The 14,159-nt window shown below is 49.9% G+C and carries 13 protein-coding genes; all 13 read left to right on the top strand.

Annotated features, from left to right (window positions below; all coding sequences use genetic code 11):
- Positions 1–300 precede the first annotated feature (300 nt).
- Entirely contained in the window at positions 301–987 is a 687-nt protein-coding gene (locus BBD38_RS00105) for a cyclase family protein (RefSeq protein ID WP_066683225.1), read from the top strand.
- Between the two features lie 89 nt (positions 988–1,076).
- Positions 1,077–2,666 carry an ABC transporter substrate-binding protein gene (locus BBD38_RS00110; RefSeq protein ID WP_066683227.1) on the top strand — a complete coding sequence of 530 codons (1,590 nt, stop codon included), beginning with the start codon at positions 1,077–1,079 and terminating at the stop codon, positions 2,664–2,666.
- 232 nt (positions 2,667–2,898) lie between these two features.
- Positions 2,899–3,870 (top strand): ABC transporter permease, encoded by a 972-nt coding sequence (locus tag BBD38_RS00115; protein WP_172807714.1) that lies wholly within the window; start codon positions 2,899–2,901, stop codon positions 3,868–3,870.
- A gap of 14 nt (positions 3,871–3,884) precedes the next feature.
- Positions 3,885–4,703 carry an ABC transporter permease gene (locus BBD38_RS00120; RefSeq protein WP_082989359.1) on the top strand — a complete coding sequence of 273 codons (819 nt, stop codon included), beginning with the start codon at positions 3,885–3,887 and terminating at the stop codon, positions 4,701–4,703.
- A gap of 11 nt (positions 4,704–4,714) precedes the next feature.
- A complete protein-coding gene (locus BBD38_RS00125; RefSeq protein ID WP_066683231.1) occupies positions 4,715–5,695 on the top strand; it encodes an ABC transporter ATP-binding protein in 981 nt (326 codons plus the stop codon).
- Positions 5,688–6,704 carry an ABC transporter ATP-binding protein gene (locus tag BBD38_RS00130; RefSeq protein ID WP_066683233.1) on the top strand — a complete coding sequence of 339 codons (1,017 nt, stop codon included), beginning with the start codon at positions 5,688–5,690 and terminating at the stop codon, positions 6,702–6,704. Before BBD38_RS00125 ends, BBD38_RS00130 begins: the two co-directional genes overlap by 8 nt.
- The gene (locus tag BBD38_RS00135) at positions 6,701–7,144 is read left to right on the top strand and encodes a GNAT family N-acetyltransferase (protein WP_066683235.1); all 444 of its coding nucleotides are present in this window, start codon (positions 6,701–6,703) and stop codon (positions 7,142–7,144) included. Before BBD38_RS00130 ends, BBD38_RS00135 begins: the two co-directional genes overlap by 4 nt.
- A gap of 24 nt (positions 7,145–7,168) precedes the next feature.
- Complete coding sequence (locus BBD38_RS00140; protein ID WP_066683237.1) at positions 7,169–8,437, top strand: M20 family metallopeptidase; 1,269 nt, start codon at positions 7,169–7,171, stop codon at positions 8,435–8,437.
- Between the two features lie 25 nt (positions 8,438–8,462).
- The gene (locus tag BBD38_RS00145) at positions 8,463–9,425 is read left to right on the top strand and encodes a sugar phosphate isomerase family (RefSeq protein WP_066683239.1); all 963 of its coding nucleotides are present in this window, start codon (positions 8,463–8,465) and stop codon (positions 9,423–9,425) included.
- A gap of 15 nt (positions 9,426–9,440) precedes the next feature.
- Positions 9,441–10,391: a sugar phosphate isomerase family gene (locus tag BBD38_RS00150; protein ID WP_066683240.1), complete on the top strand. Its 951-nt coding sequence runs from the start codon at positions 9,441–9,443 to the stop codon at positions 10,389–10,391.
- A gap of 29 nt (positions 10,392–10,420) precedes the next feature.
- Positions 10,421–11,356, top strand: coding sequence for a sugar phosphate isomerase family (locus tag BBD38_RS00155; RefSeq protein WP_066683241.1), 936 nt, complete (start codon positions 10,421–10,423; stop codon positions 11,354–11,356).
- 76 nt (positions 11,357–11,432) lie between these two features.
- Complete coding sequence (locus tag BBD38_RS00160; RefSeq protein ID WP_066683243.1) at positions 11,433–12,923, top strand: xylulokinase; 1,491 nt, start codon at positions 11,433–11,435, stop codon at positions 12,921–12,923.
- A gap of 22 nt (positions 12,924–12,945) precedes the next feature.
- Entirely contained in the window at positions 12,946–13,995 is a 1,050-nt protein-coding gene (locus BBD38_RS00165) for an amidohydrolase family protein (RefSeq protein WP_066683245.1), read from the top strand.
- The last annotated feature ends 164 nt before the right edge of the window (positions 13,996–14,159 follow it).

Below are 14,159 nucleotides of genomic sequence, written 5' to 3' on the forward strand. Positions count from 1 at the left end.
CTAAAATAAATGCGTAGGCAAAGGGAAAAACGAAATGAATCAAAACAGGCTAATAAATATTATATTTTTGTGTTGACAGGGAAATATGATTATGATAAAGTTTATAATATAAATTTAATAAATAAATTAAAACATTAGAATTAACGAATTCCAATCAGTACTTAGTCCACACAATGACGTGAAAAAGTAAATTAAGGTTTTAACATTTAATCTTGGCGGTAGTCTACACAACGGAGTGAAAAAGTAAATAAAGTATCTCAGTTTTTACGGTTCTTATTAATAGAAAGGAGTCAATGAGTAATGAAAAAAATCATTGATATTACAGGGCCGATTGACAATGGAATGTGGAATTATGACGAACCCTTTCCGAAGGTCAACATCAAACCGCTGCCGCCGATTGGCTGGCTGGGGGGAAGAACGGTCGGCGCGGAGATTTTTGAGGGGGTACATTCTCAAACGGGAACCTATCTGGAAACGCCCGCCCACAATTACGGCAATGAAAATTCCTACCTGCTCTCCGACGTTCCTGCTGAAAAGACATACGAGGTTCCCTGCGTGGTGCTGAACGTAGGAATGTGGGACATGGACCTTGAAAGCGGGCGCCGTGGGATTACCGTGAACGACCTTAAGGCCTGCGGCAATTCGGGGGATATTCGTGAAGGAGACGCGATCCTTGTGGGAACCGGGTGGGGAAGATACTGGTTCGATCCGCACAATCTGGATGGAGCGCCTTATTTTACAAAAGCGGCAATGGAATGGCTTATTTCAAAAAAACCCTTCATCCTGGGAAGCGATACGGCAAGATGGGATAACCTTGAACGGCCTGAAAACTTTTTTGAGGATTTCTACGCGGCAGATATCCTGATGGCAGGCCCATTTATAAACCTTGAACAATGTACTGCAAATCGTTGCAGACTGACGGTGCTGGCGGCGAACTTTATGCATACCAGCTGTGCGCCGGCCCGGGCGGTGCTGATTGAAGAATGACGGACTCAGAACAATTGGCTTTATTCGGTCAAATTGAATAAAAGCCGGGGAATAAATGAAACCAAGAGGAAATATGAAGGGAGAAAATCATGAAAAAATGTATTACTACAGCCATAGTTCTACTGTTGGTCCTGTCCATACTCGTTGTGGCGGGATGCGGCTCTTCTTCGGGTGATGCATCCGGCGAGACAGCATCTGCCGGCAATTCGGCAGGAACCGCTGCTTCCGCAGATTCGCCGGCGGGTGCTGCCTCGGGAAACAGCGATGAACTTGTGATTGGAATCAACGGGGATATTGACGACTTTAACCCGCAGACCAATCAGATGAACAATTATCTGCAGACAATCGCTTTCAATTGCTATGAGCCCCTGATGCATCATAATGAAAGTATGGAGTACAGCATGGATTTGGCCACCGAATATAATAAAGTCGACGACCTGACCTATACTTTCACACTCCGCGAAGATGCAAAATTCCATAACGGGGAACCGTTTACGGCTGCGGATGTAGTGTACACCTTTGAATATATCCAGAATCCGGATAATGGAGCGTGGCGGGCTTCGCAGTATACGACGCTCACCTCCGTTACCGCCGATAACGACTACCAGGTTACATTCAAACTGAACGAACCGACCCCCGCGTTCCTTGACAGTATTGCCTATACGCCAATTTTGTGCAAGAGCGCCGACCCGGCAACATTGAGCACAAATCCGGTCGGGACCGGCCCGTTCAAGTTCATAAGCTGGACGCCAAACGATAACATCTCGCTGGAAAAATTCGACGAATATTATGACGCCGATAAAGTATCGTTCAAAAAAGTTATGATAAAACCCTTCTCGGACTACACGGTCGCAATTACAAATATGGAAGCCGGGGCAGTCGACCTGCTTGTCAACATCACTCCTGATAACGCACAAACAGTTAAAGATACGAATGGCCTCAACGTCCTGCAGGCATCCGCCTCGAACAATTTGATGGATTTGGAAATCGGACGCCATAACGTAGAAGCGTTCAAGGACCCGAACGTCTTAAAGGCAATGTTCATGGTTTTTGATGCAGACACGATTAATGACCAGATATTCTATGGAATGGGGAATAAGACTGTAAGCTGTTTCCCGTCCAGCGCAAAGTACTCCACGCCGACCTATGACTGGACCTATGACCCGGAAGGCGCGAAGGAGCTTCTTGCACAGACGAACTTCAAGGACGGTTTTGAATTTGAAGTCAAAGTCCTGACGGCGGATACGGCCTCTGAAAAAGCCATGACAATCTGGCAGGCGGACCTGGCGCAGCTTGGCATTAATATGAAGATCAGCAAGGAAGAAATGTCGATATGGCTGGACAATTACCTCAACCGTACGTACGACATGATCGCAAACAATTACAATATGGTTGGCGTAGACCCGGCAATGTTCTGCTCGATCATCCTTTCGCAGCTTAAAGATTACCAGACTGCGGACCTGCCCGAACTGAACAGCCTGATTGAAGAAGGGGCGAAGGAAACGGATGAAACAAAGCGCGCGGACATTTATGGAAATATCCAGAAGCTGGTTGCGGAAAATTATCCGGTTGTCGAATGGATAGAAGCGCCGCAGCTTTGCGGGCAAGTTGACCCGCTCAGTGGCGTACAGGTCAATCCTGTCGGTTACCTGTTCCTGAAAGAAGCCAAAAAAAGCTGATTTGAATTTGAAAAGGGCCGGGTTGCGCGTTTCACAAGAGACGCCGGAGACACACCGTGCAGGAAAAGCGAAAAGAAGCAACCCGGACGAAATATTCCGGTTGGCCGGGCGGCGGTTCCGCCGCCCGGAAAATACCGGAGAGCAAGACGGCATATTACCGTTTCATGCCGGAAAAATGACCTGAATTTCATCTAAAACTTAACAAAAAATCAGATATTGGGGGGCGATGTTATTGCAGCGTTCTGGTGCTTCCATTTTAAAGTATAGCCTAAAACGGATTGGACTGTCCGTACTGGTCTTGCTGCTTGTTACGATAATCGTTTTTGCAGCGGTTCGCATGGCCCCGGGCGATCCGGTATTGACAAAAATCGGACCGTACGGTGACCAGTCACAAGAAAATTATGACAGGATTGCGGCCCAGATGGGCCTCGACCAGCCGGTTTTCATCCAGTATTTTATCTGGATCGGGCAAATCCTGTCCGGAGATTTCGGCGTATCACTCCGCAATGGAGCGGATATCGGCGACCTGATCCTCCAGAAAATTCCGGTCAGCCTCGAGCTCATTATCGTAGCGCTGGTTTTTGCGATTGCGATCGCGATTCCATTGGGCACAAAATCGGCGCTTAAGCCAGGGGGCGGATTGGACCAGACCTTGACCGTCCTGACGACGAGCGCCCTCGCCATGCCGGGGTTTTGCCTGGGATTGCTGTTTATTGTCTTGTTTTCGGTACAGCTTGGGTGGCTGCCGCCGAACGGATATATAAGCTTTGCACAAAATCCCGTGGAAAATATCAGGCTGCTGATTATGCCCGCGCTCACACTGGGATTGTTTGAGATGGCAGTGTTTACAAGATTTCTGCGATCTGAAACAATCAGTGTGCTTGGCTCCAATTATATTCGTACCGCGCGTGCGAAAGGACTGCCGCAAAAGAAGGTGTACTATAAGCACGCATTTAAAAATACGCTTGTAACATTCGTTACCGTAGTGGGCAACGAGTTTGCAACGCTGATGGGCGGTACGATTATTACGGAACAGCTTTTTGGCTGGTCAGGCCTGGGGTGGTTCATATACCAATCCGTCATCAACAGGGATTATCCGGCGGTGCAGGCCGGGGTATTGGTTATCGCGTTGTCTTTTGTTGTCATCAATCTGGTCGTTGATCTGGTTTATACGGCAATAGACCCGCGTATCAAACTGAGTTAAACGAGGGCTTGATTATGAAGATACGACGAGTAAAGGTAACAACTGTTATTGCGTTGGTAATATTGGTAATCGTGTTGCTGATGGCGATATGTCCGCAGCTTTTGGCAACCTATGAACCACTTGAGATAGATATGCAGCATAAGCTTGAAGGGCCGTCGGCGGCTCATTGGCTCGGGACGGATGAGTTTGGAAGGGACCTGTGGTCGCGGATCGTATACGGCGCCCGGGCAACGCTGTCGGTAGGCTTTGGCGCGGCGGGCATTGCGCTGCTGCTTGGGGTTCCGCTGGGGCTCATTGCCGGTTATTTCGGGAAAACGATTGACAATGTCATTATGCGTATCATGGATGCGTTCCAGTCATTCCCGTCCTTCCTGCTGGCAATTTTGCTGATTACAATTTTCGCACCATCCGTAACGACGTTGATTTTTACGATCTCCGTCGTCAGCTTCCCGATATTTGCACGGATTGTGCGAGGGAATGTGCTCTCGCTTAAAAACCGGGAATTTGTGGAAGCGACGCGTGCGTTCGGCGCAAAAAGCCCGTATATTATGTTCCGGACAATCCTGCCGAATTGCATTTCTTCGATCACGGTAGAGTTTTCACTGCTCGCGGCAACGGCGATGCTGATAGAAGCCGGCATGAGCTTTCTGGGGCTGGGCATCCAGCCGCCGGAGCCGGCATGGGGTTCTATGCTTTTCTATGCGAATCAATATATTAACCAGTCGATCACTTATATCATCGTACCGACCGTAACCATCTTCCTTGTAGTGCTGAGCGTCAACCTGCTGGGAGATGCGATGCGCGACTGGTTTGACCCGATGAAACTGAAGTAGGAGAGAGGCTTATGAATTTACTGGAAGTAAAAGACCTTGAAACGCATTTCTTTTCAAGGGCAGGCGTTGCAAAAGCGGTTGACAAAGTCAGCTTCAACCTGGAAAAAGGAGAAATCCTTGGCGTAGTAGGGGAATCCGGCTGCGGAAAAAGCGTTACGGCTATGTCCATTTTACAATTGGTAAAATCCCCGCCCGGAAAGATTGTCGGCGGCGAGGTGCTGTTTGAAGGGCAAAACCTCCTGGCCCTTTCCGAAGAAGAAATTGAAAAGGTTCGGGGAAACAGGATTTCCATGATTTTCCAGGAACCGATGACGTCACTGAATCCGTTGTTTACGGTCGGCGAACAGATTATGGAGCCCCTAAGGCAGCACCGCGGAATGGATAAGAACGCTGCGAAAGCCGAAGCTGTAAAGCTTCTGACAGACGTTGGTATCCCGCTTCCTGAAGAACGCGTGGATGAATATCCGAATGCGCTTTCAGGCGGAATGCGGCAGCGGGTTATGATTGCCATGGCGCTTTGCTGCCGGCCGGAAATCCTGATCGCAGACGAACCGACGACTGCGCTCGATGTGACGATACAGGCCCAGATTCTGGAGCTGATGAAGGATTTGCGGGACGATATCGGCACCTCGATCATTATGATTACGCATGACCTTGGCGTTGTCGCCGAGCTGTGCGAGAGGGCGGTGGTTATGTATTGCGGCAACATTATCGAATCCGGCGCAGTAGAGGAAATATTCAAGCATCCCGCACATCCCTATACGCAAGGTCTCTTAAAGGCGATTCCAAAGCTGACGGACGACAGCAACAGCAAGCTCTATAACATTCGGGGGTCCGTGCCAAACCTTATGGATTTGCCAAAAGGATGTAAGTTTGCCAACCGTTGTGATTGTTGTATGGACCAGTGTAAAACGAGCATGCCGGATGAGACGTTTGTATCAAAAGGGCATATGGTGCGGTGCTTCAGGAACGGAGGCTGTGAAAATGAGTGAGACACCACTGTTTCAGATGAAGGGAATCAAAAAATATTTTCCTATGAAAGATGGGTTTAAAACACGCTATGTAAAAGCGGTTGACGGAGTAACGCTCAATTTTGAACGCGGCGTGACGATGGGCCTGGTTGGGGAATCGGGATGTGGGAAGTCGACCCTCGGCCGGGTAGCGCTGAAACTCATCGAGCCGACGGAGGGAGAGAGTATTTTCCGGGGAGAGGATATCTATCGCCTTAAGTCCAGGGATTTGATCGGTATGCGTCGGCATATGCAATTTATTTTCCAGGACCCGCTGGCCTCGCTTAACCCGCAGCTGCGGGTTCGCCAGATCATCGAAGAACCGCTGCGGTTTCACAGTAAGCAGATGAAAATCAATATGCATGACAGGAAGCTGGTGGGGAAACTTGTGACGGATGCCCTGGGCGCGGTAGGCCTTCCGCCCGAGATCGCGAACCGTTACCCGCATGAATTTTCCGGCGGCCAGCAGCAAAGGATCGGCATAGCAAGGGCCCTGATTTTGCGGCCGGATTTCATTGTGTGCGATGAAATGGTTTCGGCGCTTGATGTGTCTGTACAGGCACAGGTCCTGAATCTTCTCCAGGACCTGAAAGAAGAATATCACCTGACGTATCTGTTTATTTCGCATAACCTTTCCGTTATTAAGCATGTCTGCGACCAAATTGCTGTGATGTACCTGGGAAAGGTGGTTGAGCTTGCTGATAACGAACGCCTATTCTCTAATCCGCTGCATCCTTATACGAAGGCGCTGATATCAGCCATACCGATACCGGACCCGGACATCAGGAGAAACCGGATATTACTCGAAGGAGACCTCCCGAGTCCTATGAATCCGCCCTCCGGCTGCCGTTTTCATACGCGCTGCAACGAGGCCGTAGAAGAATGCAGCCGGATTGAGCCGGAGTTCAAAGAAATAGAACCCGGGCACTTTGTTGCCTGTTGTAAATATTCAGACGGCGGGTGCGCCTGCGGGGAAGGAGAGAAGGAATGAAAGTTGAGCATGTGACGGAAAATAAGAAAGATTATCTGGAACTGTTGCTGATTGCGGATGAACAGGAAGAGATGATAGACCGCTATCTTGAAAAGGGCGACTTATATGTGCTTTTTGATGATGGTGTGAAAGGCGTTTGCGTGACTGTTACGGACGGGGATGTCGGTGAGATTAAAAATATAGCCACAGCGGAAGCGGCCCGCGGAAAAGGGTATGGACGGATTTTGATCGATTATGCCGCGGACCGGTGTAAGGAGCAGGGATGCAGTACGCTTTTGGTCGGGACCGGCGACAGCCCCCTTACGGTTCCGTTTTATGAAAAATGCGGGTTCGTCCGGTCGCACCGGATCGAAAACTTTTTTACGGATCATTACGATCATCCGATCTATGAAGCCGGAATACAGCTTAAGGATATGGTCTATCTGAAGAAGAATCTGTAATTACAAATTGATAAGGAGACGAAAATGGATTCCGAACAAAGGGTACTGAACTATATGGATGAAAACCGGCAGGAGCTTTTCGAGTGCCTGTCGGATTTGCTGAAAATCAATACGGAAAATTTTATCACACATGGGAATGAAGCGGAATGTGCGGATGCGGTAAAAAAGCTGTACGAAGGTATAGGGCTGGAAACGGAGCAATATTACCCGGACGATTACCTGAAGGGCCATCCGGCTTATCTTCCGGGCCGGGGAACAGACAAACGGCCTAACGTAGGGGGCGTATACCGTGGGACGGAAGGTAATAAAAGCGTTATGGTTGCGGCCCATATGGATACGGTGGAAATCGGGGACCCGAAAGACTGGAGTGTAGACCCGTTGGGCGGGGAGATTCGCGACGGCCGTATTTATGGCCGTGGGAGCTGTGACAACAAATTTGGGCTGGCTACCGGCGTTTTCGCATTGAAGGCCATTATGGAATGTGGATTGCGTCTGCGGGAGAATGTAATTCTGTCTGCCTACTGTGATGAAGAAGACGGAGGCGGAAACGGGACAATCGCTTCCTGCGTGAAGTATCCATGTGACGTTTACGTCAACCTGGATGCCGGAAACAGCGAGCGCGAATTATGGATCGCCTCAGTGGGCGGACAGGCCCTTGCCGCTGAAATTCGTGCCAAAGAGCCGCAGGATTCAGCGGCCCTCGTGGTAAGCGGAATGAATTTGCTGAACGAAGAGCTGGAAAAGTTCGGACAGGCGAGACGCGAGGAATTGGGTAAGAACGGCTTTTTTGCAGGCAGTGACATCCAGCGTTCCGCGATGCGGATTACCTGTTTTAGCTGCGGCGGCGGATTCGACATGGCGCATGGCCGCGTTCAGTTTTCTTTCTATACGGACCGGACAAAAGAAGAGGTGTGGAATGAACTGCATCATATAGAACGCCGTATGCGGGAAAAACTTGATGGCCTGGGGCTCGTTTTTGACGGTTTCCAGGAGGTCAGCCGGTATTTCGATTATAAATACGCGGATGCGGAAGACCCTGCCGTCTGCCTGATGGCCGAATGCGCGTCTGAAACCAGCGGGAATCCGATCAAAAAGACAGGAGCTTGTCTCAGTGATCTCTTTTTATACATGGAATACGGGTCCCCGGCCTCGTTCGGCTATGGAATCATGAGGGATTTCAAGCTATACGGAGGAGCCCACCAGCCGGACGAATATGTCGATTGCGTTGATTTCCTGAACTGCACGAAAGCGGTCGCTCTTTTCCTGATGCGGTGGTGCGGTATTGAGAAATAAATTCCTAAATTAGGAGGGAAGGTATATGAGCAGTAAATGTTTTATCTACGATCCGGCGCCATGGCTGCCGTTCAGGGATCGGGAAATCCTCGAAAAATGCCGTAATATAAGGCAGGCGGATATGGAAAAAACGGTTTTTGAAAACCCGGATTTCAAGCTGCTGCTGGTCTATGATGCGCGGAACTATTTTGTTACGGATTTGTTCTGCCGCATAAAAAAATCGGATATGGAAGACCGCAAGCTTACAGTCATTGTGCCCGGGCATGAAAATTCACTCTATATCAGCCTGACGGAAGCATTGAACAAATATCGTGTCAGCCTGCGTAACGTTCACATCTTTTTACAATCCGAATATGCGGATGAAAATGGAAATGTCGCTCCGGCAGGGTATGGATGCGGAAAGCAATATCAGTTCATGAAGTATTTTTATGGACGCCTGGATAAAGATTTGCGGCCTCCGCGGGAAAATATTGTGCCGATAACAACAAAAAATGTCGCCGCCTATTCCGATCTGATCGACGAGTGCGGGAACGGCGGGGCGGATGCTGTTTATACCAGCGTGTGCTGGTCCGGACGGATTGCGGGAATCGACCCGGTTAAAGAGTTTTCCGCCGGGAGCATGGAGGAGTACCTGCGGCTTACATCGCGGGTAATAACCCCGTTGCCGGAATCGATTGCGGAAGAATCGCTGCATGGAATTTTTGGATGCTCGGGCGATGTTGCCAACGTTCCGCCCAAAATGGCGACAATCGGCCCGCGGGACGTCGCACACGCAAGGGATCACGCGGAGTTTCAATTCCGTGCGCCGTGCGGCGCGAATACTTCGTGGCAGAGGCTGATTTCACGTCTTATGCTGTTTGGACCGGTAACGCAGCAGGTTCCTGCGTCAATGCTGAGATTGTTCAAGGGGCGCTGTTATACGGATTTTGCGATTTCACAGGATATTTATTACCCGCCGGACAGCGATCCGCTGCAAGAATGGCTATAAGGGAGGTGCTATCGAATGAATGAAAATACTTTTACATTCCGGCCATCCGAATGGATTCCGGTCAAGGATAAAAAGATTTTGGATTACTGCCGTAACATCAGGCGTGATGAAATGGAAACGCTTCCGCATCCCTGTGAGGATTACAAAGTCCGCGTTGTTCCGAATCCATCCAGCGCAATTACGGCGGAGCTTTTCAACTGGGTTTGGCGTTCTGACCTGGAAGACAGGAAAACGGTCATTATCTTTCCAAATTCATGGAAAGAAATTTATTCCGCGGTGGGCAGGATGTGCAATGAGAACAACATCAGCGCGCGGAATATCCATGCGTTTTGTATGGACGAATGGGCCGATGCCGACGGGAATGTAGCGCCGATTTCCTATGCGCCGTCTTTGGGCGGGGAATTTCTCCGGCATTTCTATATGAGTTTCCGGCCGGACCTGCGTCCGCCGCTGGAACAAATGCATTACTATACCAATGAAAATATCGAACATTATTCCGACTTGATTGAAGAAACGGGAGACGGAGGCGCGGACCTTATCATATCGGCGACAGGGTGGATTGGCCATACTGCCTTTATCGACCCGATGAGCAAGGCGTTCCAGGCTGATTCCCTGGAGGAGTTCCTGACGCTCGGGGCGCGGTTTGTCGACAATCACAGGCTCACAATCATTCAGAATTCCAATGCGCCGGATTTCGGCGACTGCGGGGATTTGGCCTATACGCCCTGCTGCTCCGTATCCATAGGCCCGCGGGATATTTATCATGCACGGGATCATCTGGAACGCCATGACCTTGGCTTTTTGGGCGGATACAGCTCGTGGGAGAGAATGATTTCAAGGCTCCAGCTTTACGGGCCGGTAACCAAAGACGTGCCCGCTTCGATTTACCAGCTTTCCAAAGGAACGATTTATGTTAGTGAAGATATGGCAAGGCCGATTGAAAGGCATGAGCTGATTGACTACTAAAAAATGGATTATTGAAAGAGAGGCTTAAAATGAGTAAGAATTTTGATTTCACACCGGCATCCTGGATTCCGTTCCGCGATAAAAATGTGCTTGAGCATTGCAGGAATATCAGGCGTGAGGATATGGAAAAACACGAGAATCCAGATTTCAGGATAAAAATTGTTGCAGACGTTACTTCGGTTTTTGTTGCCGATATGTTTACACGGATCAAGGAATCCGACGAACAGGACAAACCTTTGTCGTTTATTTTACCGAACCCGTGGGCCTCTGCCTATTCGAATGTGGCGCTGTTATGTAACCGTTTTGGGGTCAGCTGCCGTAATCTCCATACGTTTGATATGGATGAATGGGCCAATGAGGACGGCGAAGTCGCTCCGCTTTCCTATGAAGCGGGACTGGGGCATTCCTTCCAGAAGTTTTTCTATGAAAAGCTGGACCCGGACCTGCGTCCGCCCGAAGACCACTTCCATTACCCGACGACGCAAAACATTAAGGATTATTCCAAAATTATTGAGGACGTCACAGGCGGCGGCGTAGATGTCTGCTATAGCGCGACGGGATGGCCGGGACATATTGCGTTCATTGATCCGGATACGGAGGAATTCAAGGCTGGATCAATGGAGGAGTTTTTAACGCTCGGGTCGAGGCTGGTTACCCAGCATCCCCTGACGGTTGCAGAGAACTCGCTTTTTGGGGTGTTCGGCAAAAGCGGAGACGTGGCGAACGTTCCGCCAAGGGCCGCCACAATCGGTCCGCGCGATATCAAAGCGGCCAAAGACCGTTTCGAGATGCATAGCCTTACTTTCATGGGCGGGGTCGATACATGGCAGCGGATGATCTCCCGGCTGACGTTGTACGGACCGGTCAGCATGCAGGTCCCGGCCTCTATTCTGCAGCTGTTCAAGACGTCGGTATTTGTCAGCGAGGCGATTGCACAGCCTTTTGAGTGCTGGGAAGCGGAATAACAATCAGGATACAGCAACTTCCTCCGGCATGCGGGAAAAGCCCGCATACCGGAGGGATTGCCGTGGGGAAAGAAAAATGAAAGACTGCTTAATAGGGCTGGATATCGGGACGACCGGAACCAAAGCGCTGCTTATCGATATACACGGGAAAATTCTGGCTTCGTCTTATCGAAGTTACAGGTGCGAAAACAGGAAGCCGGGCTATTCGGAACAGGATGCACGCGATTGGTGGAAAGCGGCATGCGAAACCGTGCGGGAATGCTGTGAAAAAAGCGAAAGGGGCAATGATGTCGCGGCAATAAGCCTTTCCACGCAAGGGGGAACCTTTGTTCCAGTGGATGCATCGGGGAATCCGCTGAAGGCGGCCGTTTTATGGAATGATACGCGGTGCTGGGCGGAAAAAGAAGAGACGGCCCTGACGCTCGGGGAACAATATATTTATGATACGACAGGATGGAGCCTTTGCGATTCCATGAATGCCATGCAGATTTTATGGATGAAAAAGCATGAGCCGGAAATGTTCGGACGGGTGGCAAAATTCCTGTCGGTTCCCGATTATATGACGGGAAAGATGACGGGACGATATGCCGTCGATCTGTCCAACGGCGGAATTAACCAGATGGTAAATATTACTGCCGGCGAATGGGATGATAAAATTTTATCGTTTTTGGGAGTATCTGGAAACCAACTGCCGGATGTGGTGCCGTCAGGAGAAATGGCAGGAACCCTGACCAAGGATGCGGCTCGTGAGTTGGGCCTTAGGAAAGGCGTTCCCGTAATCAGCGGCGGCCATGACCAGTACTGTGTGGCGCTTGGCGCCGGAGCCATCGAAAGCGGCGATGTGGTGATTGGAACAGGAACCGCATGGGTGGTGACGGCCATCACCGATGCTCCGTGTATTTCAGGGGCCCAGCGCAGCAGGCATACGGTTCGTGGAAAATGGGGAGAGCTTCTGTCGGTTATAACCGGGGGCGCCTGCCTTGAATGGCTGAGAAAAAATATTTGCCCACTTTCCGGCGGGGAACCGCTCCCCTTTGACGAAATAAACGACCATGTAAAAAAAATCGAGGCGGGCGCGGACGGCATGACTTTCTATCCTTATCTTGCAGGAGCGCCGTATCCTTTAACAAGGTCTGATTTCCGGGGCGCTTTTACCGGACTGGACCTGGCGCATGGGAAATACCATATGGCAAGGGCCGTCATGGAAGGCGTAGCATATCAAATCGCCTGGATACTGGAAACGTTCCGCCTGGCCGGATATAAGATGAAAGAAATTAAAATACTGGGTGGAGCGTCAAAAAGCGATGTGTGGACGCAGATTATAGCAGACATCACGGGAGTACCCTTGCTGGTGCCGCAGGTTGCCGATATTGCTTGTGTCGGGGCGGCGGTGCTGGCGGGTGTCGGATGCGGATTATTCCACAGTTTTCGCGAAGGGACGGAGGCGCTAGCAGCGGATTTCTGCCATATTTCTCCCGGACGGAATGCCAGGGTTTATCCGGCGCTGTTTGAAAAATTCAAGGACCATGCGGCGGCGGCCGGCGGCTTGGATAAATTGACCGTTTGATTAAAAGAAGGAGTAATTTGAAATGAGCCTTTTTGAAGTAACTGATTTGGATCGAAACATTTATGATGAAAAACTAAGGGATTTCCTGCCGGAACAAATTATTGATATCCATACGCATGTATATCTGAGAAAGTTCAAAAAGGAAAAAAATCCCGCTGTACAGACCCGGGTAGTGGCATGGCCGGAGATGGTTGCCCGTGACAACAGCATCGAAGACCTTATGGAATCCTACGGGCTGATGTTTCCCGGCAAAGACGTAAAGGCGCTGATTTTTTCAAACCTGAGCCACGGGGACGACGGGGCGGCGGCTAACCGCTATGTTTCGGAAAGCTCGCAAAAAAGCGGATATCCCGCGCTTTACTTTTCCTACCCCTTCCAAAGCGCTGAAGAAATAGAACGGGAAATAATTTCAGGCGGTTTCCTGGGGTTGAAATCCTACCTGTCATTATCCCCGGAATATATTCCGGAAGCTGAAATTCGTATTTTTGATTTTTTTCCTCCGCATCAGCTGGACGTGTTGGACCGGCATGGCTGGATCATGATGCTGCATATTCCCCGTAATGGAAGGCTGAAGGACCCGGTAAATATCGAGCAGATACTGGAAATAAAACAAAAATATCCCGGAATCAAGCTGATTATCGCACATATTGGACGGGCGTATACGACCGATGACATCGGGGATGCTTTTGAACGGCTTGCTCCGGCGGACGACCTTTTGTTCGACTTTACAGCGAACTGTAACCAGGAAGTGATAGAAAGGCTGATTGAAGCGGTAGGACCGAAGCGCATCCTGTTCGGCAGCGATTTGCCAATCCTGCGTATGCGCACGCACAGGATTACGGAAAATGGAACCTATGTCAACCTTGTGCCGCCCGGCATGTATGGGGATGTATCGAAAGATTCGCACATGCGGGAGGTCGGCGAAGAAGAAGGAAAGAAGATCACCTTTTTCATGTATGAAGAAATACTGGCTTTTAAGCGCGCGGCGGCCTCGTGCGGGCTGAGGCCGGAAGATGTGAAGGATGTATTTTACGGCAATGCGAAGCGCCTGATCGACGAAGTAAGAAAGTAAATCCATTCGTACGCTTATCGGTATGCTGCGTAAATACAACAAAATTCCCAGCCTGAAGGAAGATGCGTAAAAAGCATCTTCTTTTTTGTGGAGGAAACAGCCTGTCCTCCGCTTCAAAAGATCGTAAGAATATCGTAAGGATTTTAAACGATTCCCGTTAAGAA

Origin of the sequence: Christensenella intestinihominis (assembly GCF_001678845.1) — a bacterium.
GTDB classification, from domain to species: domain Bacteria; phylum Bacillota; class Clostridia; order Christensenellales; family Christensenellaceae; genus Christensenella; species Christensenella intestinihominis.